Source organism: Paraburkholderia sp. SECH4 (genome assembly GCF_030511745.1).
GTDB classification, from domain to species: domain Bacteria; phylum Pseudomonadota; class Gammaproteobacteria; order Burkholderiales; family Burkholderiaceae; genus Paraburkholderia; species Paraburkholderia madseniana.
Genome location: NZ_JALOCP010000008.1, coordinates 20,231 through 42,134 on the forward strand (window position 1 = coordinate 20,231; position 21,904 = coordinate 42,134).

Below are 21,904 nucleotides of genomic sequence, written 5' to 3' on the forward strand. Positions count from 1 at the left end.
ACACACGCTGCATGGAACCGATCAAAGTTGGACTGCTGGGCTTCGGCACGGTAGGCAGCGGCACCTTCACGGTACTGCGCCGCAATCAGGAAGAAATCAAACGCCGCGCGGGCCGCGGCATTGAGATTGCGCGCATTGCCGTGCGCAATCCCGCCAAGGCGACCGCGGCGCTCGGCAGTGAAGCCGGCACTGTGGCGCTGACCGATGACTTCAACGCGGTGGTCGACGATCCGTCGATCGATATCGTGGCGGAAATGATCGGCGGCACGGGCGTGGCACGCGACCTTGTCCTGCGCGCGATCAAGAATCGCAAGCATGTGGTGACAGCCAACAAGGCGCTGCTCGCCGTGCACGGTACGGAGATTTTCGAAGCGGCGCGCGCCAACGGCGTGATGGTGGCGTTCGAGGCGGCGGTGGCGGGTGGCATTCCGATCATCAAGGCGCTGCGCGAAGGGCTCACGGCCAATCGCATCCAGTACATTGCCGGCATCATCAACGGCACGACGAACTACATCCTCTCGGAGATGCGCGACCGCGGGCTCGATTTCGCGACCGCGTTGAAAGCCGCGCAGGAACTGGGTTACGCCGAAGCCGATCCGACCTTCGACATCGAGGGCGTGGACGCCGCCCATAAGGCGACAATCATGAGCGCGATCGCGTTCGGTGTGCCGGTGCAGTTCGACAAGGCGTACGTCGAAGGCATTAGCAAACTGGCTGCAATCGACATCAAATACGCTGAAGAACTCGGCTACCGCATCAAGCTGCTTGGCATCTCGCGCCGTACGGACAAGGGCATCGAATTACGCGTGCATCCCACGCTGATTCCGGAAAAACGCCTGCTGGCGAACGTGGAAGGCGCGATGAACGCGGTTGTCGTGCACGGCGACGCGGTTGGCTCCACGCTGTACTACGGCAAGGGCGCGGGCGCGGAGCCGACGGCATCCGCCGTGGTGGCCGACCTGGTCGACGTGACACGTCTGCATACGGCGGACCCGGAGCATCGCGTGCCGCATCTGGCGTTCCAGCCGGACAGCCTGTCGAGCACACCGATCCTGCCGATCGACGAAGTGACGAGCGGCTACTACCTGCGCCTGCGCGTGGCTGACGTGACGGGCGTGCTGGCCGACATCACGCGCATTCTGGCGGATCGGGGCATTTCGATCGACGCGCTGCTGCAGAAGGAATCGGAGCAGGTCGACGCGAACGGCAAGGGCGAAACCGACATCATCCTGATTACGCACGAAACGGTTGAAAAGAACGTCAACGCGGCGATCAAAACGATCGAAGCGCTGAAGACCGTTGTCTCGCAAGTCACGAAGCTGCGCATGGAAGCGCTGAACTAGGCCGAATATGAACTACCTCTCTACGCGCGGCGCCGGAGCCGGCGAGCGCCATACGTTTTCCGACATTCTGCTGGGCGGTCTTGCGAAAGATGGCGGCCTGTACCTGCCGGCCGAATATCCGCGCGTCACGGCCGACGAACTGGCGCGCTGGCGCACGCTGCCGTACGCGGATCTCGCCTTCGAAATCCTGTCGAAATTCAGCGACGACATCCCCGCCGAAGACCTGCGCGCCCTGACGCGCAAGACCTACACGGCTAAGACGTATTGCCACGTGCGCGACGACGAAAGCGCCGCGCAGATCACACCGCTGAAGACGCTGGGCGTCGAGAACGGCGCGCCGCTGTCGCTGCTGGAACTGTCGAACGGTCCGACACTCGCGTTCAAGGACATGGCGATGCAGTTGATCGGCAACCTGTTCGAGTACGCGCTGGCCAGACACGGCGAGACGCTGAACATTCTGGGCGCAACGTCGGGCGACACCGGCAGCGCAGCGGAATACGCGATGCGCGGCAAAAAGGGCATCAGCGTGTTCATGCTCTCGCCGCACAAGAAGATGAGCGCGTTCCAGACCGCGCAGATGTACAGCCTGCAGGACCCGAATATTTTCAACATCGCGGTCGAGGGTGTGTTCGACGACGCCCAGGACATCGTGAAGGCGGTTTCGAACGACCACGCGTTCAAGGCGAAGTACAAGATCGGCACAGTCAACTCGATCAACTGGGCGCGCGTGGTGGCGCAAGTCGTGTACTACTTCAAGGGCTACTTTGCCGCGACGAAGTCGAACGACGAGCGCGTGTCGTTCACGGTGCCGTCGGGCAATTTCGGCAACGTATGTGCGGGCCACATCGCCCGCATGATGGGTTTGCCGATCGAGAAGCTGGTGGTCGCGACGAACGAAAATGACGTGCTCGACGAATTCTTCCGCACCGGCATTTACCGCGTGCGCAAGGCGGCAGAGACATACCACACGAGCAGCCCGAGCATGGACATTTCGAAGGCTTCGAACTTCGAGCGTTTCGTGTTCGACCTGCTGGGCCGCGACCCGGCGCGCGTGCTTCAACTGTTCCGCGACGTCGAAGAGAAGGGCGGTTTCGACCTGGCGGCGAGCGGTGATTTTGCGCGCGTGAAGGAATTCGGTTTCGTGTCGGGCCGCAGCAGCCACGAGGACCGTGTGGATGCGATCCGCGACGTCTTCGAGCGTTACGACACGATGATCGACACGCACACGGCAGACGGCCTGAAGGTAGCGCGCGAGCATTTGCAAGCGGGCATTCCGATGATCGTGCTGGAGACGGCGCAACCGATCAAGTTCGGCGAAACGATCCGCGAAGCGCTGCTACGCGAACCGGAGCGCCCAGCCGCATTCTCGGGCCTGGAATCGCTGCCGCAGCGATTCGAAGTGCTACCGGCGGACGTACAGCGCGTAAAGGACTTCATCGTCGCGAACACGGGCGAGTAACACCGTGAGTATCGAGCGCGACAGCGTCGCGCTCGATACGACGGGCGACGGGTGAGATTGGTTTGAAGAAGTGCTCTTCGGCGCGCGCAGCGCCGCCGGAAGAATGACGCCCTTGTCACTGGCGCATGCAGGGGCACGAACACAGATTCCAGATGCACCACTACCCTGTGTAAACTACGGGCCCCGCTTAGCAGGAGTGGTTTGAGCCGCTTTCTTTTGCCTACTTTTCTTTGCGGCATGCAAAAAAAAGTAGGTGCCGCCCCGCACAGGGGCAACGCTAATAGACCACTAACAAAACAAGGAAAGGCACAAAAACCAGATCAAGGAACGGCCAGCGCCGAAGGCAAAAAAACCACCATAACACCCACCCACCACCGTCCACCAAGTTCGACCGCTACAATATTCTTTTAACCAGCGGCTTCGAGACCAGAAGATGTCCACCCCAACGCCCCGCGCCCCGATGCTCTCCACTGCCGAAGCGTTGGCGACCCTGCTCAGCGCAGCGAGCCCGATCACCGGCACGGAATCGATCCCCACGTTAGACGCGCTCAACCGCGTGCTATCAGCAGACGTTACGTCGCCGCTCGACGTCCCCCCCATGAACACCAGTTCAATGGACGGCTACGCGATCCGCGCAGAAGATCTGGCAACCGATGGCAACCGCCGCCTGCCGGTCTCGCAACGCATTCCAGCCGGCCACGCGCCCGAGCCGTTAAAACCCGGCACGGCAGCCCGCATCTTCACCGGCGCTACGGTGCCGCCGGGCGCCGACGCCATCGTGATGCAGGAGCAAACCGAGGCCGCCGGCAACGAGGTCACGATCCTCCACAACCCAGCACCCGGCGAATGGATCACCGCCCAAGGCGCCGACATCCGTAACGGTTCGACCATCCTTCCAGCGGGCACGCGCCTGACGCCGCAGGCATTGGGACTCGCCGCGTCGGTCGGCTGCGCCGAACTCCAGGTGCGCCGCCGAGTAAAAGTCGCCGTATTCTTCACCGGCGACGAATTGACCATGCCTGGCGAACCGCTGAAACCCGGCGCGATCTACAACTCGAACCGTTTCACGCTGCGCGGGCTGCTGGAAAAACTAGGCTGTGAAGTCACCGACTACGGCATCGTCCCCGATAAACTCGACGCGACCCGCGCGACGTTGCGCGAAGCCGCGCAAGCGCACGATCTGATCCTCACCTGCGGCGGCGTGTCGGTCGGCGAGGAGGATCACGTCAAGCCGGCAGTCGAGGCGGAGGGGCGCCTGTCGATGTGGCAGATCGCGATGAAACCCGGCAAGCCACTCGCCTTCGGCGCGGTGCGCCGTGCCGCGCAGCAGACCGATGCGGCTGCGTCAGCCGAAACCTTCTTCATCGGCCTGCCGGGCAATCCGGTTTCCAGCTTCGCGACCTTTTTGCTGTTCGTTCGCCCGTTCGTCCTGCTTCTGGCCGGCATGCAGACGGTGGCGCCGCGCGCGCTGTCGTTGCGCGCGGATTTCACGCAGAAGAAGGCCGACCGGCGCAACGAATTTCTGCGCGCGCGTATCAATGCGGCCGGCGGCCTCGATCTGTTTCCTAATCAGAGCTCGGCCGTGCTGACATCGACCGTGTGGGGTGACGGCCTGATCGACAATCCGCCGAACCACGCGATCAGCGCCGGTGAGACCGTGCGTTTCATCCCCTTTTCCGAATTGCTGAACTGAGGCCGGCAAAGCCGGCGGTTTCCCGATGAAGATTCAACTCCGATATTTTGCAAGCGTGCGCGAAGCGCTCGACACCGCCGACGAAACGGTCGATCTGCCGGACGGCATCTCGACCGTCGGCGACGTGCGCGCCTGGTTGCGCGTGCGCGGCGGCACCTGGGCTGACACCCTTGCCGAAGGCCGCGCGCTGCGCATGGCCTGCAATCACGTGATGACTGATGCCGGCGCACGCGTCACCGAAGGTTGCGAGGTCGCGTTCTTTCCACCCGTCACCGGCGGTTGAGACGCGTCGAATCGTCGCTAAAAAACCCGCCAGATCACGCTAAACCTCGCCAAGCCGCCTAGGAGCCAGAGATGCCCGTTCGCGTCCAGACGGAAGACTTCGACCTCACTGCCGAGGTCGCCGCGTTGCGCGCGCGCAATCCGAAGATCGGCGCGGTGGCCTGTTTTGTCGGCACCGTGCGCGACCTGAACGACGGCAGCACGGTCGAAACCATGGAGCTCGAACACTATCCGGGCATGACGGAGAAGTCGCTGGAAGCGATCGTCGTGAGCGCGCGCGAGCGTTGGCCGGGAATCGAGGTGCTGATCGTGCACCGGGTCGGCAAGCTGTATCCACTCGACCAGATCGTGCTGGTGGCGACCACCGCCGCGCATCGGGGCGATGCCTTCGCGTCGTGTGAGTTCGTGATGGACTACCTGAAGACCCAGGCGCCGTTCTGGAAGAAAGAGAAAACCGAAGAGGGCGAGCGCTGGGTGGATGCCCGCGTCGCCGATGACGCGGCGCTGGCCCGGTGGGGTATCGAGTCGGGTAACCAGGAAGAGGATTAGGAGGGCGCCGGTTTTAGGTCCCGAAGCTGACCGGGCGGCGCGCCCAGAACGCTTCAGCGCATCTTCAGTGCAAGTTCGGGTACCTGCGCGTCATGGCCTACGTGCGGCCCTGAGACACCGCTTGGGCACCTCCGTCAGTCAGTCTTCGCCTTGCCGATGATCCTCGTCGGGAACGGCTCACCCCGTCGCCGCGTCGAGGCTCCCGGCGCATGCGGTTCGTGCGGGTCATCGTCGCGCGGACGCTTCGGCGCGACGCGCTCCAGCAACGCCTGCTGCTCCGCCGGAATCTGGTAATCCCAGCCAAAGCGGCTCAACTGCAAACTCTGCGCGATACGCAGCGCCGGCTCCATGAAGCGCACCGCGGCAGCCGGCTGATAGCGCGACTCCACCGTATCCAGAAACAGATACAGCCAGCGGCTGAAATGCTGCGGCTCGACGCCCTCGAGCGGCTGATGCGCCTGCTGCACATTGCCGCGGTATTGCTTCGCGCCCAGCACAAGACTGCCCCAGAACGTGCACATCTTGGGCAAGTGGTCGTCCCAACGGCCCGCCAGCGTCGCCTCGAACACGGGGCCCAGCAGCGGATCGGCGCGCACGCGGTCGTAAAAGCCGTAGACGAGCTCGCGAATATTCGCCTCAGTAGGTTCGGCGGCGCGCTCGACAACCGGTGCGGCGGGAAAAGAGGGATTCATGCAAATTCCAGATAATGTCGTTATTCATTATGAATCGCCACATGGCGCCACAGACCGTCAGGAATGACCTCAAACTGTGTCCAAACAAAAGGAAGTAGGCCACGAATGCCCCGCTTTTCGTATGAATGGCCCGTGCGGGAAACGTTACCATTACTGCCGAAAGACAAACACCGACCGTCAGCGCAAAATAAGAAAACATGCGTAGCGCCAGCATCTTATGGCGAAGCGACGGCTCCCGGCAACCCTTGCATCGACGCGGTTATCCCCCGGATCGCGGCTTGCGCTCATCGTGGCACCTGCACTTATGAGACTGACCGACTATACGGATTACTCACTACGCGTCCTGCTGTACCTCACCGTCCGCGGTGAAGGGTTATCGACCATTCAGGACATCTCGGACGCGTACGGGATATCCAAGAACCATTTGATGAAGGTGGTGCAGCAACTCGGTGAACTCGGCTGGGTCGAGACGGTGCGCGGGCGTAACGGCGGGCTGCGGCTCGCTGAACAGACCAGTGCGCTGACCGTGGGTGAGATCGTGCGGGCCACGGAAAGCGACTTTGCGCTGGTCGGCTGCTTCCCGGACCAGCAAAACGAGCGCCGGGCCTGTGTCATTACATCGCACTGCGGACTGCGTGGCGTGCTCGAGGCGGCGCGCAACGCCTTCCTCGCCGAACTCGATCGTCACACCATCGGCGAGGTTGCAGAGCCGCACGGCCCGCTGGCTGCGCTGCTGGGTTTGAGCACCGTCATCCCGATCGTGCCGGTCGCTTCTGCTGGCGGCGCCACGCCGGCTTCCTGAAACCTGCGGGCAAGTTCTCGCGCGTCAAATGTTAAATAGTTGTTGCTGATTGCAAAAAAGCGCTTGAAACCTGCGTAAAACGCCTCAATTTGGTGGTAATTGAAATTGGAGGTCTCTTGATGAGAATCGACAAACTTACTACTAAATTCCAGGAAGCACTGGCCGACGCGCAGAGTCTGGCCGTTGGTCACGACAATCAATACATCGAACCGGTTCATGTCCTCTCGGCGCTCGTCGCCCAGCAGGACGGGTCGGCGCGTTCGCTGCTCTCGCGTGCCGGCGTGCATGTCCAGGCGCTGCAAACCGCGCTGAACGATGCCATCACGCGCCTGCCGCAGGTACAGGGCACCGACGGCAACGTGCAGATCGGCCGCGAACTGACCGGCTTGCTGAACCAGGCGGACAAGGAAGCACAAAAACTCAACGACACGTTCATCGCGAGCGAGATGTTCCTGCTCGCGGTTGCCGACGACAAAGGCGAGGCCGGGCGTCTGGCGCGCCAGCATGGCCTGTCGCGCAAGTCGCTGGAAAGCGCGATCGCGGCGGTGCGCGGCGGTTCGCAAGTGCATAGCCAGGACGCCGAAAGCCAGCGTGAAGCGCTGAAAAAGTACACCGTTGACCTGACCGAGCGTGCGCGGGCCGGCAAGCTCGACCCCGTGATCGGCCGCGACGACGAAATTCGCCGTTCGATCCAGATCCTGCAACGCCGCACCAAGAACAATCCGGTGCTGATCGGCGAGCCGGGCGTGGGCAAGACCGCGATCGTCGAAGGCCTCGCGCAGCGTATCGTCAACGGCGAAGTGCCGGAAACGCTCAAGGGCAAGCGCGTGCTGTCATTGGACATGGCGGCGTTGCTGGCCGGCGCGAAGTACCGCGGCGAGTTCGAAGAACGCCTGAAGGCCGTACTGAGCGACATCGCGAAAGACGAAGGCCAGACCATCGTCTTCATCGACGAAATTCACACGATGGTCGGTGCGGGCAAGGCCGAAGGCGCAATGGACGCCGGCAACATGCTCAAGCCGGCGCTTTCGCGCGGCGAACTGCATTGCGTCGGCGCCACCACGCTCGATGAATATCGCAAGTACATCGAAAAAGACGCCGCGCTCGAGCGCCGCTTCCAGAAGGTGCTGGTCGACGAACCGTCGGTCGAAGCGACCATCGCGATCCTGCGCGGTTTGCAGGAAAAGTACGAGCTGCATCACGGCGTCGACATTACCGACCCGGCGATCGTCGCGGCAGCCGAACTGTCGCATCGCTACATCACGGATCGTTTTTTGCCGGACAAGGCCATCGACCTGATCGACGAAGCCGCTTCGAAGATCAAGATGGAAATCGACTCGAAGCCGGAAGAGATGGATCGGCTCGACCGTCGTTTGATCCAGTTGAAGATCGAGCGCGAAGCCGTCAAGAAGGAAAAGGACGAAGCGTCGCAAAAGCGTCTGCAACTGATCGAAGAAGAAATCGAGCGGCTGGATCGCGAATATTCGGACCTCGAAGAAATCTGGACCGCGGAAAAAGCGGCGGTGCAGGGCAGCGCGCAGTTGAAGGAAGACATCGAAAAAACGCGTGCGGAAATCGTTCGCTTGCAGCGTGAAGGCAAGCTGGAGAAGGTCGCCGAGTTGCAGTACGGCAAGCTGCCGGGTCTTGAAGCGCAGTTGAAGGAAGTGACCCAGGCCGAAGCGAAGGAGCAGAACAACCCGACGCGTCCGCGTCTGTTGCGCACGCAGGTCGGCGCGGAAGAAATCGCTGAAGTCGTCTCGCGTTCCACCGGCATTCCGGTGTCGCGCATGATGCAGGGCGAGCGCGAAAAACTGCTGCAGATCGAAGAGAAGCTGCACGACCGCGTGGTCGGTCAGGACGAAGCGATCACCGCGGTGGCGGATGCGATTCGCCGTTCACGCGCGGGTCTGGCGGATCCGAACCGGCCGTATGGCTCGTTCCTGTTCCTTGGGCCGACCGGCGTGGGTAAGACCGAGCTGTGCAAGGCGCTGGCGTCGTTCCTGTTCGATTCGGAAGATCATCTGATCCGCATCGACATGAGCGAGTTTATGGAGAAGCATAGCGTCGCGCGTTTGATCGGCGCGCCGCCGGGCTACGTCGGCTACGAGGAAGGGGGTTACCTGACCGAAGCGGTGCGCCGCAAGCCGTACAGCGTGATCCTGCTCGACGAAATCGAGAAGGCGCATCCGGACGTGTTCAACGTCCTGCTGCAAGTGCTCGACGACGGCCGCATGACCGACGGCCAGGGTCGTACCGTGGACTTCAAGAACACGGTGATCGTGATGACGTCGAACCTCGGTTCGCAGGTGATCCAGGCGATGGTCGGCGAGCCGCAGGAAGCGGTGAAGGACGCGGTCTGGGAAGAAGTGAAGCTGCACTTCCGGCCCGAGTTCCTGAACCGGATCGACGACGTCGTGGTGTTCCATGCGCTCGACCGTTCGAACATCCAGTCGATCGCGCGGATTCAGTTGCAGCGTCTGCATGAACGGCTTGCCAAGCTCGACATGCAACTGGTGGTGTCGGACGCGGCGCTCGAGCACGTCGGCAAGGTCGGCTACGATCCGCTGTTCGGGGCGCGGCCGCTGAAGCGCGCAATCCAGCAGGAGATCGAGAACCCGGTCGCCAAGCTGATACTCGCCGGCAAGTTCGGTCCGAAGGATGTGATTCCGGTCGAAGTGGAAGACGGCAAGCTGGTGTTCGACCGCGTCGTGCATTAAGTGGTGTTCTAGTCACCCCTGCGGCGCGTATCGCAGCTCCGACAGGGCGGACGTGGTGAACTGCCCCTGGCGGACGAATGAAAAAAGGGCAACGAATCAAGATTCGTTGCCCTTTTTATTTGCCGCGGTGCGCCCGGATCAGCGCGGCGGCGGCCGATACGTTCGGCGTTACGCGTTGCCCTTGCCGAACAGCGACGACAGACTGCCGAGCGCGCCGAGCACGCTGCTCGCGTTCACCTGGCCCTCGGCGGGCACTTCACCATTGGGCGTCGCCGCGTTGACGACGTGCGGCAGAATCTGTGACAGCAGACCGGTGACCTGATCCGGTTGCACGCCGGCCTTCGCCGCAAGGTTGGTGACGACGTCCGACCCAAGCACGCTGTGCAGGGCGTCGGGCGAGATCGCCTGATTCTCGCCGTTGCTGACCCACGACGACACGACGTCGCCGAGGCCCTTTTCCTTGAAGCTGCTGATCAGGCCGTTCAGGCCGCCCGGCTGGTTGTTGACGAATTCCAGCGCGGCTGAAACGAGGGCTTGCTGGCCACCGCCTTCAGGCGATTTGCCAACCAGGGAACCGATAGTGTCGAGTAGGCTCATGACGGTCTCTCTTGAATGCCGACCCGTGTTTGACGAGTCAGCGGGTGAAAACGCCGCGCGGTCGCGCGGCGCCGGTGGAAGGAAGGTAGACGGAAGCGGGGCCGCGCTTATGTGTGCATCACGCGCGCATCGCGCGTGACCGGCGAGGCCGCCATGCGGCCGGTACTCAACCCGATTTACGCCCCGCCAGAGGCTGCCGCAGCCGATGCAGCCTTGCTCTTCTTCGCCTTCTTCTTCGAAGCCTTGGTGCCGGATGCGTCGGCCGGCGCGCTGGCAGCGGCCGCTGTGGCCGGCGCGGAAGCAGCCGCCGCGTCGGACGCCGCGGCCTTGCTCTTCTTCTTCGACTTCGACGCTTTGGTGCCGGATGCCTCGGTAGGCGCAGCCGGTGCCGCTGGTGTTGTTGTCGCGGCCGCGGTAGTCGCCGCAGGCGCCGCCTTGGTGCTGGCGGTGCTACTGGATTTCGAGGCAGCCTTGGCGCCCGTAGGCGGCGTGGACGAGCCGTTGATCGTCAGACCGGCTGCTTCGAGATTGGTCACCGATTTGGTGCCGATGCCTTTGACGCGGGTGGCGAGATCATCGGCATCCTTAAACGGGCCGTTCTTGGTGCGTTCGTCGATGATCGCTTTCGCATGCACCGGCCCGATACCCTTGACCGATTCGAGCGCCGCCTGATCGGCGGAATTTACTTCGACGGCTGCCGCAAATCCGGCCGACAGCGACAAAGCCAAAGCAACGCAAAGCATCAAAAGCTTCTTCAGCATGGCAAGCACTCCATTGAGGGCAAAAAAAGTTAGCCGCAAAGGGAAAACTCGGGACGACGCACCTTGTCAGCAGGCGCTGCGCTTAAGCATAGAACAAATTGCGCACCCTTATTTGCGAACGCCGACGATTTATACCGATCGATTCATGACAAGTAAATCAGGCTGGACAATATTTGAAGCTTTTGCCTGGTGATTAAGCAGTTATGAGTTTATCGATCCACCGTAAATAATGACAAGGCGGATAAATGACAGCGCCTTCCACTTGACTTAGAGTGCACTCGAAGTCCTAACCTGAGTTCCGTCATGTCGAAAATGTCAAAAGCACTCACCATCGGCGAGGTCGCCGGAACGATCGGCGTCTCCACCCATACGCTGCGTTATTACGAGCAGGCCGGCCTGATTCGGGCGGTCGGGCGCACGCAGGCGGGGCATCGCCTGTATTCGCCGGCCGATCTCGACTGGCTGCAGATCGTGATGCGCCTGAAGGCGACCGGTATGCCGATCGCTGGGATGCAGGCGTTCGCGGCACTGCGGACAGAAGGTCAGTCTACGGTGGGTGAGCGCCGCGACTTGCTGGTGGCGCATCGGGATGCCGTTTTGGCGCGGATCGCCGAGTTGCAAAGCAATCTCGGCGCGATCATCGACAAAATCGCTTACTACGAAGCATCTGCGCAGCAAACCGTTGAGCGGACGCCCGCCGCGAGCAATCCGACACGACAGATCGACGAAACCCAATCACTTTCGCATTCGGACAAGGACTCACCATGGAACACGCACAAAACGATCGCTACACCCGAGGCTGGGACAAACTGAAGGAAATCGACGGCTCGACCGGCGAGCAGGTGATCGCCGCGCTTGCGCCGATCGCGCCGGATTTCGGACGCCTGGTGATCGAATTCGGCTTCGGCGATATCTACAGCCGGCCGCAACTCGACCTGCGCGCCCGCGAGATCGCGACGATTGCATCGCTGGCGACGCTCGGTTGTGCGCAACCGCAGTTGAAGGTGCATATCGAGGCAGCGTTGAACGTCGGCTGCACGCGCGAGGAGATCGTCGAGGTGTTCATGCAGATGGCGCTCTATGCGGGCTTCCCGGCGGCGCTGAACGCGCTGTTCGCGGCGCGGGAGATTTTCGAGCGGCGCGATCTGGCGTTGGAGGAGCGGCAGGCACCGAAAGAGGCGCAGGCGGCTTGAGACAAGAGAGAAGGGCGGGCGGCTGCCGGGTGCGGCCGTTTTTTACAGCGTCCAACATGCAACTAACGGTCCGCTATCGCATGCCACTTCGACGTCGCGCTGCGGATATGGCCGGAAAACCCAGCTAGCATGGGTGGGGCTTTTCCGGCGGTCTTGCACGCCAACTCCCACGATCCGGTCGAATGCTCCCGGCAAGCCCGGCAAGCCCGGCAAGGGCAGCAAGCCGATTGAGCCCAACAAGCCTCCTCAAGCCGCCGAATCCACCCTGACCACCGCCTCGGCACCCAAATACCGCTTGCTCACACCACGCCAGTACAACAGCAAACCGATGCCGGCAATCGCCAGGCTCGCCGTATTGGCGACCCAGAAGCCGCGCGCGCCGGTCAGCCATTCCGGCGTAAAACCCGTGACATTAAATCCGAGCAGATACCCGCCGCCGAGCCCCACGCCCCACAGCGCAACCGCATAGATAACGGTCGGTACGACCGCCACCTTGTACGCACGCAGCACGAACGCGGTGGTGATCTGCAACGCATCGAACAGGTGATAGCACACGACGATCAGCACCAGCGGCATCGCCGCCGCCGCGACCTGCGCGTTCGGCGTATAGCCTTCGATCACGTACGGCCGCAGCACCAGCACGATCACGCCGTAACAGCAGGCAATCGCCACAGCCATCATGATGCCGTGCCGCGACAGCGTGCGCGCCGCTTCCGGGCGATGCGCACCTAATGCCTGGGCGACCAGCGTCGACGAGGCAATCCCGATCGCCAGCGGCGTCATATAGAGCACCGCACCGATGTTGCCGGCGATCTGGTGGCCGGCGAGCGTCGTCGTGCCGAAGCGCGCAATGAAGAGCGCCATGAACGTGTAGGAGGTGACTTCGATCAGGTACGACAGACCCATCGGAATGCCGAGGCGCAGTTGCGCCGCCTGCCGGCGCCAGACGGGCCAGCAGAAGTGGGCAAAGATCGCGAACGGCTTGAACACGTCGACGCGCGTTAACAGCAGCATCCCCACTACGGCCAGCCCCCAGTTGATCGTGGTGCTGGCAAGCGCGCAACCCGGTCCGCCGAGCGCCGGCACACCGAGTCCGCCAAAGATGAACCATGTGTTGAGCGGAACCTTGAGCAGCAGTGCGCCGATCTGCAGGATCATCACGAGCCGCGGTTTGCCGACGGCATTGGTGATCGAGCTATAGACGCGAAAGGCAAGGCCGGCCGGCAAGCCAAACGCCAGAATCTGCAGGTAGGCGACCGTGCGCTCATGCAGCGTCTCGGGCACGCGCGCGAGCTGCAGCACGCGCCCCGGAAAATAGAGAATCAGAAAGCCGATCACGGTCAATGCGAGCGCGAGCCACAAGGCCTGGCGCACTTCCTCGCCGATCTCCGTGTAGCGGCGCGCGCCATACAGTTGCGCGGTGATCGGTTGCAGCGCGGTGAGGATGCCGGTCAGACCGATGTAGACGGAAATGTAGATCGACGAGCCGAGGCCGAGCGCGGCGAGATCGACGGCCGAATAGCGGCCGACCATCGCCGTGTCGATCACGCCGAACGCGATGATCGCCAGTTGGCCGATCAGCACGGGCCATGCGAGTCCAGCGATTTTCCGTACGTCGGCGAACATGCTCAGTCCGGCTTCTTATGCCAGTTGCGGCGTTTGACGACCGGCGGCTTCGGACGGTCGATCCGCACGTACAGGCGGAAGCGTTCGTCGCGGTCGGCTACGCGGCGGCCTTCCCACACCAGCTTCCACATGAAGTCCGACATGGCGCTCGGATCGCCGAAGTCCTGGGTGTCCTGACGCAGGATCACGTCGCAATCCTGATTGAACGAGAAATGCATATCGCCGAAATAGGCGAAGGTCGCGATCTGCGCGTTACCGAGGCGCACCGGCGAGATGCAGGTGTAGTCCTCCGGCAGATGGCTCGCGATCTGCTCGGCGACGTCCTTATAGGTCCGGCTGTAGTTGACCACCGGCAGCCACAGCGTCATCAGCAGCACCCACATCAGCGTCGTGCCGGCGCTCGAGAGCACCACGCTGCGCCACAGGACTTTCGGATGACGGGCGAGACGCCATTGCACGAGGACGAACCAGCAGATCGTCACGGCGACCGCGCACACGAACGACAGGACTTTGAACTGCGGCGCAAAACCCGGGGCGAGACGCGCCAGGTTGCGTGCGAGCGGATGCGGGAAGCCGGTCAGTCCGGCTATGTACACCAGCCAGACGAAGCTGCCGAGGATCGTGAAGCTCAACAGTGCGAACCAGTCGATCGCGTTGATCGCGCCGCGCTTGAGCGTGGGCAGCGCGAAGGCGGCCAGCACCGCGAGCGGCGGCAGCAACAGCATGTAAAGGCGGTTCGACTGATGGCTCTGCAACACGACCAGCACGAGCAGCGGCCCGATCACCGACAGCGGAATCGCGACGTGCGGCGCGCGCCGTAGGCCCGACCAACTGAACCACGCCCAGAGGGCCAGTGGCCAGGCCGGCCAGGTAAAGAGCGGCAGATTCTTGAGCGCGTAGGCTGCCACCGAGCCGGGCGGCCCGGCGAACGACGACAGGCTGACGTGCACCCACTGGTTCAGGTACCAGACCGCGTCGTCGGGAAAGGCGGCGAGCGCGGCGATTGGCCACGCGACCGAGAGCACGAGCGCCACCGGCAAACCGGCCAGCAGCAGCCAGCGCGTGCGCGCTTCACGCACGATCAGCGCCATCGCCAGGGTTCCGAGCAATAGCGCGCCGACCAGCACCGGGCTGCTTGACAGGGTCACGAGGCCGAGCGCCAAGCCCCAGATCAGCGCGCCCTGAATGGGCTTGTCGATCATCCGCACGAGCCCGTACACGAGCATGGCGATGCCGAAGAACTGCACGAGCTGCGGCGTGGTTTCGTGGCCGCGTTCGGCAAGGCCGAAGCAGGCGAGCAGGATCAGCAGTGCGCCGTCGGCGAGGGTGCGGCCGTAGTCGCGCGGCTCCGGTTCGCCGCCGAATGCATACTTGAACGGCTGCACTTCGGCGCGCCGGCCGAGCAGGTAGGCCGCATACCAGACGAACGCACAGCCGGCGCAAAACAGCAGGCCCGTGAAGACGCGGGACGCGTTGCTCGCGTCGACCCATGGCGCGAGCGCGCGGATCGCGCTGGCACCGAGCCAGTACCCGAGCGGGCCGTCTTCCGTCATGTATTTGCCGACCAGGTTCGGCAGCAGCCAGTCGTGCGCGCTGCCGTTGGCCATCGTCCACATGACGCCGAAGCCGGCTGCGTCCTCGTTCTTCCACGGATCCCGGCCGAACAGGCCGAAAAATGCGTAGACGATACAGATGGTCAGCAGCAGCCAGCGCGGCAACGCACTGGTCGCGGAGGCAGTGAGGCGAACGGCAGGTCTCATGCGGTGTGTGGATATCGGATAAGCGGTGCAGCCGGGACCGGACGAATGGTCCGGCGGGAATGGCCAATTTGGAGCATCCGGCATTGTAGTCGTGCCGTGCGATGCGCGTCACGGCTGGTAATGGCTCGCAACGTCATTGGGGTGCCTGTAACACGTCGCCGCAACGGGCGGCAGGGTGCGACCAGGCGTCCGGGGTAAGGGGACAAAGAAGCGAGACGAAGAAGCGGAGACAAAAAAGGGCAGCTCGCGCTGCCCTTTTTTGCTGCTGCTTCGTTGCGGGCCAAGGCCGGCGACGAGGCGGGTATTACTTCGCTGCTGCCTTGCCGGTAGCGCGCGAGCCGAACTTCTTGTTGAACTTCTCGACGCGGCCTGCCGTGTCCATGATCTTTTGTTGGCCGGTGTAGAACGGATGCGATTCCGACGATATTTCGATCTTGGCGAGCGGGTAGGTCTTGCCGTTGAATTCGGCGGTTTCACGCGTCTGGATGGTCGAGCGCGTGACAAACTTGAAGTCGATCGACATGTCGACGAACAGGACTTCGCGGTAATCCGGGTGAATGCCTTCTTTCATGGTCTTTCCTTTAATCTGGCGGTAGCCAACCCGCGAGCAGCCGCTACGAATGCGGACAGCATCTAGGCGCGAGCCACTTGCCTATGGTCGAAAAACGGCGATTATGCCAGAAAATCAGTCGCTTGACGACCTTTCTGCTAGCTTTTTGGCAGCCGTTTGCCTCGTTTTCGCCACGTTTTTGGTGCCGCCGCGCCGATTCGTATCGGATGGGCAGGCGGGGCGGCAGCCCTTATCTGGCGGGCGCTTGCGCGGCGGCGGGCGTCAAGTCGGAGCAAATGTCAGCCCGATCCGCGCCGGATCCTGCCGGTAATACCGCGCCAGCAAGCGGTATAGCTCGGGATACTCCGCCTCGAAGGCCTGCGGCTGGACGAACAGCGCCTCGCTGCAAACGGCAAAAAATTCCGATGGATGGTCTGCCGCATACGGATCGATCAGCGAATCGCGCTCGAAACGTGCCCAGCGGCGCTCGGGCACGGCGTCGACTTTGGCGCAGAAGTGGTCGTAAGCATGATCGAAAACGTCGGCCCACGCCTGCGAGTCGAGCGGTGCATGCCAGCGGCGCATGAGCGGTGGATGGCCGTCCGCCTCGCCGGTCAGCATATCGATCTTGTGTGCGAATTCGTGAATCACGACGTTGTAGGCGTCCGAGCCGTCCGTCATCTGCGCGTCTTCCCACGAGAGGATGACGGGGCCGCCTTCCCACGCTTCGCCGCTCGCGTCCTGCTCGACCTCGTGCACCACGCCGTCTTCGTCCTCGACCGTCTTGCGGATCACGAACTCGCCCGGATAGACGATCACGCCGACCCATCCACGATACAGATCGAGGCTCAGGTTCAGCACCGGCAAACACGCTTGCGCGGCGATCGCCACGGTCATGGCGTCGGTCAGTTCGAGTTCGTGCGCGGTCGAAAATTCTTTTTGCGCGATGAACAGGCTGGTCAGCTGGCGCAGACGCACGCGATCCGGCGCCTCGAGGTGAGCGAGGAACGGCAGGTCGTCGAGCGTGGCCTGCCAAAGCGCGTCTTCGATCGCGTAGTTGCGCAGCGCGCGGTCGCGGCGGCGCGTGCCGAACCATTGGGTGAGTTTCGAGAGCATGGCCTGATGAAACCCTTAGTCGATCTGTTTTTGCCACGCGGCGAACAGGCCGCCGCATATCGCAATACCAATCAGGAAGTAGAAGCCGTCCAGCGACGCCAGAAAACTCGCCTGCTGCGCAACCGTCCGGCTGATTTCCACTATCGCAAGCGAATGCGCCTCGGACGGCGAGCGGCCGGTGGCACTGAAGCCGCTGGTCAGCGCAGCGAGCGAGTTCTGGAACAACGGATTGTACGGATTGACGAACTCCGCGAGGCGAGCTTGGTGTAGCGCCTGCCGATGTTGTTCGACGATGATCACGGAGGCCGTCGCGAACGAGATCGTCAGTTGCCGCACGATGTTTTTCAGCCGGTAGCCGTGCGTGAATTCTTCAATGGCGAAGATTCTAAACGTCAGATTCGCGACCGGCAGCACGATGAACAATAACAGCAAGCCGCGCAGCAGCATCGGCACGATCAGCGCGGCTTCGCCCACGCCTGGCGACATACGCGTCATCCATGCCGCGGCGAATGCGGCCACCGCGAAGCCCGGCACGATGATCCACTTCTTGCGGGGCAGGAGCTTCGCGTAGCGCAGGTAGACGAACAGCGCGCTCGCCGAAATCAGCGACGTCACGCCAACCAGTCGCCCGGCATTCTCGACCGGATAGCCGAGGCCGCTCTCGAGAAACCGCGACGTCAGATAGCTGAACACCGTCGAGATGTAGTAGTAGAACATGTACAGCACGAGCCCGACCTGAAACACCTTTTCGCGCAGCGCGTGCAGGCGCATCAGCGGCGCCGGATGATGCCATTGCTGATACGCGAACCAGCCAAGCGCGACGATGCCCGCGACCGTCAGCAGAATCAGCCCCGGCGAGGCGCTGAACAGCTGGAACCGCACTTGTTGCATGACGATTTGCAGCGCGCCTTGCGCGAACGCGAAGATCAGGTAAGGCCAGAAGTGTGCCGCGCCGCGCTCTTCCGGCAGACGGTTGCCGGTGTCGGGCAGTGCGAGCAGGGCAAGGATGGCAAACAGTACACCCACCGGCGCGGTGCAGGCGAACAGCGCACGCCAGTCGAAATGCGCGACCAGTTGACCGCCGACCAGCGGCGCAAGCGCACTGCTCAACACGATCAGCACCAGAAAAGCGCGGGTTGCCAAGGGTCGCTGGCGCGGCGTAAAGCTCATCTGGATCAGGATGCGGCAGGTGCCCATCATCGGGCCAATGAAGTAGCCCTGAAATCCGCGAGCGAATGCGAGTTCGATCGATGACTCGCACAATGTGGCGGCGATCGCGCCCACTGAATAGAGCAGCATGCAGCCGGCGACGTAATGCCGGTAACCGAAACGCTCGACCCACCATTGCTGCTGCAGGATGCCGAGCACGGCCGCCACCGCATATGCGCTCGACGCCCATACCAGTTCATCCGGCGACGCGTTGATGCCGCCCGCGATGTAGCTGGTGAAAAACGAAAAGATCGCGTTGTCGAAATAGTCGAGGCCGGTGACGACGGCCAGTACCCACGGGAAAAAATCGCCGCGCAGTTTTGCGGCGCTAAACAACGGTACGCGAGAAGACGTGGCGCTCATGCGGATTTGTCAGGCTCTGCGGCATCGGGTGCTGCTTCATCCTGCGTCTTCCGGCGTTTCGCGGACGGACCCGCCGCCGCCGCGGCGCGCGCGTTGCGCCGTTGCTCGAGCAGAACGTCGGCGTTTTCTCCTGCGAGGCGGCGCTCGAGATATTCGAGGTCGGGCGCCAACTCGGTCCGCAGCTTCTGTGCTTCCTTGAGTTCGCGGCGCATCGCTTCAATGCGCGTGTCGAGGGCGCTGACCTGTTGCGCGAGGGCGTCACGAATCTGCTGCAGCGATTCCTGCGAGTAACGGTGGCTGCCGTCGACCGATTCGAGCGGGCGTTTGAGCATCTCGGTGATGCCATGCAGCGAGAAACCGAGTGAGCGCAAACGCAGAATGCGGCCGAAGCGTTTGAGGTCTTCGTCGTCGTACAGACGATAACGGCCCTCGCTCCGACTCGGCGAAACGAGGCCGCGCTCCTCGTAGTATTTCAGCGTGCGTGGTGTGACGCCAAGGCGCTCCGCGGCGTCTCGGACGGTCAGCAGGGTGGGCGAGTCCTTTGACATGGGAGTTGCCGGGTTGGATGGATTGACCGCATTATAGTACAACGTGTACGTTCACGTTCATGTTTGCGGAGGCGCTCGCAATTGAATGAGCGCGGTACTTGTATGTCATTGCAGGTGCTACAGACGAAAAAAAGCCGCTCGTTTGCGGCGAGCGGCTTTCTTGTGCGGTGCGGTTGGTTACTTCTGGTGCAGCCTTGAGGCTTAAACCTTAGCTGCCGCCGCCACGGCGCATCATGTCGAAGAACTCGGAGTTGCTCTTCGTCTGGCGAATCTTGTCGAGCAGGAATTCCATCGACTCGACTTCGTCCATGTCGTGAATGAACTTGCGCAGCACCCAGATCTTTTGCAGCACTTCGGGCTTGATCAGCAGTTCTTCACGGCGCGTGCCGGACTTGTTCAGGTTGATCGACGGATAGACGCGCTTTTCAGCAAGGCGACGCTCCAGGTGCACTTCCATATTGCCGGTGCCCTTGAACTCTTCGTAGATCACGTCGTCCATGCGGCTGCCGGTTTCGATCAGCGCCGTACCGATGATGGTCAGCGATCCGCCTTCCTCGATATTGCGCGCCGCGCCGAAGAAGCGCTTCGGACGTTGCAGCGCGTTTGCGTCGACACCACCCGTCAGCACCTTGCCCGAGGCCGGCACGACGGTGTTGTACGCACGCGCGAGACGCGTGATCGAGTCGAGCAGAATCACCACGTCGTTCTTCATTTCGACGAGGCGCTTGGCTTTTTCGATCACCATTTCGGCGACTTGCACGTGACGTGCAGCCGGTTCGTCGAACGTGGAGGCGATCACTTCGCCGGCCACCGAACGCTGCATTTCGGTCACTTCTTCCGGGCGTTCGTCGATCAGCAGCACGAACAGCACGACATCCGGGTGGTTCTGCTTGATGGCGTGCGCGATGTGCTGCAGCATCACGGTCTTACCGGACTTCGGCGACGCAACCAGCAGGCCGCGCTGGCCCTTACCGATCGGCGCGATCATGTCGATGATGCGGCCCGTGACGTTTTCTTCGCCACGCATTTCACGTTCGAGCAGCAGCACCTTGTTCGGGTGCAGCGGCGTCAGGTTTTCGAACATGATCTTGTGCTTCGAGGCTTCCGGCGGCTGGCCGTTGACCTTGTCCACCTTGACCAGCGCGAAATACCTTTCGCCGTCTTTCGGCGTGCGCACTTCGCCTTCGATCGTATCGCCCGTGTGCAGGTTGAAGCGGCGGATTTGCGACGGGCTGATGTAAATATCGTCCGTGCTGGCGAGGTACGAGGTTTCCGGCGAGCGCAGGAAGCCGAAGCCGTCCGGCAGCACTTCGAGCGTGCCGTCGCCGAAGATCGTGTCGCCCGTTTTGGCTCGTTTTTTTAGAATGGCAAACATCAATTCCTGCTTGCGCAGGCGGTTTGCACTTTCGATCTCGAGGCCATTGGCCATCTCGATCAATTCGGACACGTGCAGAGTCTTAAGCTCGGATAAATGCATACGGAGAACCCGCAGGAGAAGGTGCGACGAAATGAAATCTGGGAGGAGAGTGAGCGGAACCGCTCAAGGACTTACACGTCTTTTCGACGTTTTGCGGATTCTAGCATAGCACACGCCAATTTCCGCCAGTGCGGCGGCATGGCATCTTTCTTATTAAGCGTGTTGTCGCCGGACAACACGCCTATCGCAGCGCGCCTGAAGGTCCTGAGGACCTCACGCGCGCCGATGCGACCGTTTTACAGGTTGCCGTCGAGGAACGCGGTGAGTTGCGACTTCGACAATGCGCCGACCTTCTGCGCGGCGACAGCGCCGTTCTTGAAGAGGATCAGCGTGGGGATGCCACGCACGCCGAACTTGACCGGCGTCGATTGATGTTCGTCGACGTTGATCTTGGCGATTTGCAGGCGATCGGCGTAATCCTTCGCGACTTCGTCGAGGATCGGCGCGATCATCTTGCACGGACCGCACCATTCAGCCCAGAAATCGAGCAGCACGGGTTTATCGGATTTCACGACGTCCTGTTCGAACGATGCGTCGCTAATATGCTTGATTGATTCGCTCATTGTATGAATACCTCTATCGGTTCGAGGCCCGCCTGAATTGCTCGCCACGATACGTCAAAATCTAGGGAAACTTCCGTTCGCTTTGCCGCAATCGGAGCCTTACCTGCGCACGCTTGAAATGGTCGAAAGACCCATTCCGGAATGCGCGGAAAGCTCGCGTCTGCGGGTCATCCGTACGGCAGTTTAGCTTAATTCGCTATGCGTTGCCGGTGGTGATAGTACTCATCAAGGGCAGTGGGGCCAACGGCTGCCGGTGAGGTAACGCTACGTTCTGGTAACCGCGACGCAGCTTATCTGGTGGCAGGCAGCGCAAACTCAAGTGACCCGGACGCGTCATTCGAGGGGATTGTCTATATGGTACGAAGCGCCTGATTCGGCGCGTCGATGTCAGTTTGGTCGTATTAACAGTCGCGCGACGGGCCAAGCGGTGATAGAATGTTTCGTGACGGGCCTCCTCGCATGGAGGGATGGTCAACCTGGTCAGGTCGGGAACGAAGCAGCCACAGCCGTTTTCCACCAGTGCCGAGGGTCAGGCTCGTCACCTTCCTTTTTTCTGTTTTTCCTCTGCCGTACGTCCCATCTCCTGTTTACCCCAAGCGCTGTC

The 21,904-nt window shown here is 62.1% G+C and carries 21 protein-coding genes and 1 other RNA gene; 11 read left to right on the forward strand and 11 right to left on the reverse strand.

What is annotated here, in order from left to right:
* Nucleotides 1-11 precede the first annotated feature (11 nt).
* The 6 genes from M0D67_RS13510 to moaE all read left to right on the forward strand — a co-directional run bounded on the left by M0D67_RS13510 (nucleotide 12) and on the right by moaE (nucleotide 5,326).
* Nucleotides 12-1,343 carry a homoserine dehydrogenase gene (locus M0D67_RS13510; RefSeq protein WP_093632629.1) on the forward strand — a complete coding sequence of 444 codons (1,332 nt, stop codon included), beginning with the start codon at nucleotides 12-14 and terminating at the stop codon, nucleotides 1,341-1,343.
* 7 nt (nucleotides 1,344-1,350) lie between these two features.
* Complete coding sequence (gene thrC / locus M0D67_RS13515) at nucleotides 1,351-2,802, forward strand: threonine synthase (protein ID WP_154564784.1); 1,452 nt, start codon at nucleotides 1,351-1,353, stop codon at nucleotides 2,800-2,802.
* Nucleotides 2,803-3,003: 201 nt separating this feature from the next.
* On the forward strand, nucleotides 3,004-3,213 hold the full coding sequence (locus M0D67_RS13520) for a hypothetical protein (protein WP_266238922.1): 210 nt from the start codon (nucleotides 3,004-3,006) through the stop codon (nucleotides 3,211-3,213).
* Nucleotides 3,214-3,262: 49 nt separating this feature from the next.
* The gene (gene glp, locus M0D67_RS13525; RefSeq protein ID WP_154564844.1) at nucleotides 3,263-4,495 is read left to right on the forward strand and encodes a gephyrin-like molybdotransferase Glp; all 1,233 of its coding nucleotides are present in this window, start codon (nucleotides 3,263-3,265) and stop codon (nucleotides 4,493-4,495) included.
* A gap of 25 nt (nucleotides 4,496-4,520) precedes the next feature.
* Complete coding sequence (moaD, locus tag M0D67_RS13530) at nucleotides 4,521-4,778, forward strand: molybdopterin converting factor subunit 1 (protein WP_154564782.1); 258 nt, start codon at nucleotides 4,521-4,523, stop codon at nucleotides 4,776-4,778.
* Nucleotides 4,779-4,849: 71 nt separating this feature from the next.
* Nucleotides 4,850-5,326, forward strand: a complete 477-nt coding sequence (gene moaE, locus M0D67_RS13535) for a molybdopterin synthase catalytic subunit MoaE (RefSeq protein ID WP_054039446.1) — start codon at nucleotides 4,850-4,852, stop codon at nucleotides 5,324-5,326.
* A gap of 134 nt (nucleotides 5,327-5,460) precedes the next feature.
* Here the strand turns inward: moaE and M0D67_RS13540 are convergent, their stop codons facing one another.
* On the reverse strand, nucleotides 5,461-6,018 hold the full coding sequence (locus tag M0D67_RS13540; protein ID WP_154564780.1) for a group III truncated hemoglobin: 558 nt from the start codon (nucleotides 6,016-6,018) through the stop codon (nucleotides 5,461-5,463).
* Nucleotides 6,019-6,322: 304 nt separating this feature from the next.
* Here M0D67_RS13540 and M0D67_RS13545 point away from each other — a divergent pair, with 304 nt between their 5' ends.
* Nucleotides 6,323-6,820, forward strand: coding sequence for an Rrf2 family transcriptional regulator (locus tag M0D67_RS13545; protein WP_154564778.1), 498 nt, complete (start codon nucleotides 6,323-6,325; stop codon nucleotides 6,818-6,820).
* Nucleotides 6,821-6,939: 119 nt separating this feature from the next.
* The gene (gene clpB / locus M0D67_RS13550) at nucleotides 6,940-9,537 is read left to right on the forward strand and encodes an ATP-dependent chaperone ClpB (protein WP_093632636.1); all 2,598 of its coding nucleotides are present in this window, start codon (nucleotides 6,940-6,942) and stop codon (nucleotides 9,535-9,537) included.
* Nucleotides 9,538-9,705: 168 nt separating this feature from the next.
* Here the strand turns inward: clpB and M0D67_RS13555 are convergent, their stop codons facing one another.
* Both M0D67_RS13555 and M0D67_RS13560 read right to left on the reverse strand, forming a co-directional pair.
* Nucleotides 9,706-10,134 (reverse strand): YidB family protein, encoded by a 429-nt coding sequence (locus M0D67_RS13555; RefSeq protein WP_154564776.1) that lies wholly within the window; start codon nucleotides 10,132-10,134, stop codon nucleotides 9,706-9,708.
* Nucleotides 10,135-10,310: 176 nt separating this feature from the next.
* Entirely contained in the window at nucleotides 10,311-10,895 is a 585-nt protein-coding gene (locus M0D67_RS13560; protein WP_266238923.1) for a helix-hairpin-helix domain-containing protein, read from the reverse strand.
* 303 nt (nucleotides 10,896-11,198) lie between these two features.
* Between M0D67_RS13560 and M0D67_RS13565 the strand changes: the two genes are divergently transcribed.
* Together M0D67_RS13565 and M0D67_RS13570 are read left to right on the forward strand one after the other, a co-directional pair.
* Nucleotides 11,199-11,708, forward strand: a complete 510-nt coding sequence (locus tag M0D67_RS13565) for a MerR family transcriptional regulator (protein ID WP_154564772.1) — start codon at nucleotides 11,199-11,201, stop codon at nucleotides 11,706-11,708.
* Nucleotides 11,660-12,088, forward strand: coding sequence for a carboxymuconolactone decarboxylase family protein (locus M0D67_RS13570; protein ID WP_154564770.1), 429 nt, complete (start codon nucleotides 11,660-11,662; stop codon nucleotides 12,086-12,088). Before M0D67_RS13565 ends, M0D67_RS13570 begins: the two co-directional genes overlap by 49 nt.
* A gap of 246 nt (nucleotides 12,089-12,334) precedes the next feature.
* Here M0D67_RS13570 and M0D67_RS13575 read toward each other — a convergent pair whose 3' ends face one another.
* The 8 genes from M0D67_RS13575 to trxA all read right to left on the reverse strand — a co-directional run bounded on the left by M0D67_RS13575 (nucleotide 12,335) and on the right by trxA (nucleotide 21,300).
* Nucleotides 12,335-13,714, reverse strand: a complete 1,380-nt coding sequence (locus tag M0D67_RS13575; RefSeq protein WP_171929180.1) for an MATE family efflux transporter — start codon at nucleotides 13,712-13,714, stop codon at nucleotides 12,335-12,337.
* 2 nt (nucleotides 13,715-13,716) lie between these two features.
* Nucleotides 13,717-15,474, reverse strand: coding sequence for a glycosyltransferase family 39 protein (locus M0D67_RS13580; protein ID WP_154564766.1), 1,758 nt, complete (start codon nucleotides 15,472-15,474; stop codon nucleotides 13,717-13,719).
* A gap of 304 nt (nucleotides 15,475-15,778) precedes the next feature.
* Entirely contained in the window at nucleotides 15,779-16,045 is a 267-nt protein-coding gene (locus M0D67_RS13585) for a type B 50S ribosomal protein L31 (RefSeq protein ID WP_154564764.1), read from the reverse strand.
* A gap of 261 nt (nucleotides 16,046-16,306) precedes the next feature.
* Entirely contained in the window at nucleotides 16,307-17,140 is an 834-nt protein-coding gene (locus M0D67_RS13590; protein WP_266238924.1) for a zinc-dependent peptidase, read from the reverse strand.
* Between the two features lie 15 nt (nucleotides 17,141-17,155).
* Nucleotides 17,156-18,712, reverse strand: a complete 1,557-nt coding sequence (locus M0D67_RS13595; RefSeq protein ID WP_266238925.1) for an MFS transporter — start codon at nucleotides 18,710-18,712, stop codon at nucleotides 17,156-17,158.
* On the reverse strand, nucleotides 18,709-19,260 hold the full coding sequence (locus M0D67_RS13600; protein WP_266238926.1) for a MerR family transcriptional regulator: 552 nt from the start codon (nucleotides 19,258-19,260) through the stop codon (nucleotides 18,709-18,711). The genes M0D67_RS13595 and M0D67_RS13600 overlap by 4 nt, the downstream gene beginning before the upstream one ends.
* A gap of 208 nt (nucleotides 19,261-19,468) precedes the next feature.
* Complete coding sequence (gene rho, locus M0D67_RS13605; protein WP_006048863.1) at nucleotides 19,469-20,737, reverse strand: transcription termination factor Rho; 1,269 nt, start codon at nucleotides 20,735-20,737, stop codon at nucleotides 19,469-19,471.
* A 236-nt stretch (nucleotides 20,738-20,973) separates the two neighbouring features.
* The gene (gene trxA, locus M0D67_RS13610) at nucleotides 20,974-21,300 is read right to left on the reverse strand and encodes a thioredoxin TrxA (protein WP_054039468.1); all 327 of its coding nucleotides are present in this window, start codon (nucleotides 21,298-21,300) and stop codon (nucleotides 20,974-20,976) included.
* Nucleotides 21,301-21,744: 444 nt separating this feature from the next.
* Between trxA and ffs the strand changes: the two genes are divergently transcribed.
* Nucleotides 21,745-21,843, forward strand: an RNA gene (gene ffs, locus M0D67_RS13615) — signal recognition particle sRNA small type.
* The last annotated feature ends 61 nt before the right edge of the window (nucleotides 21,844-21,904 follow it).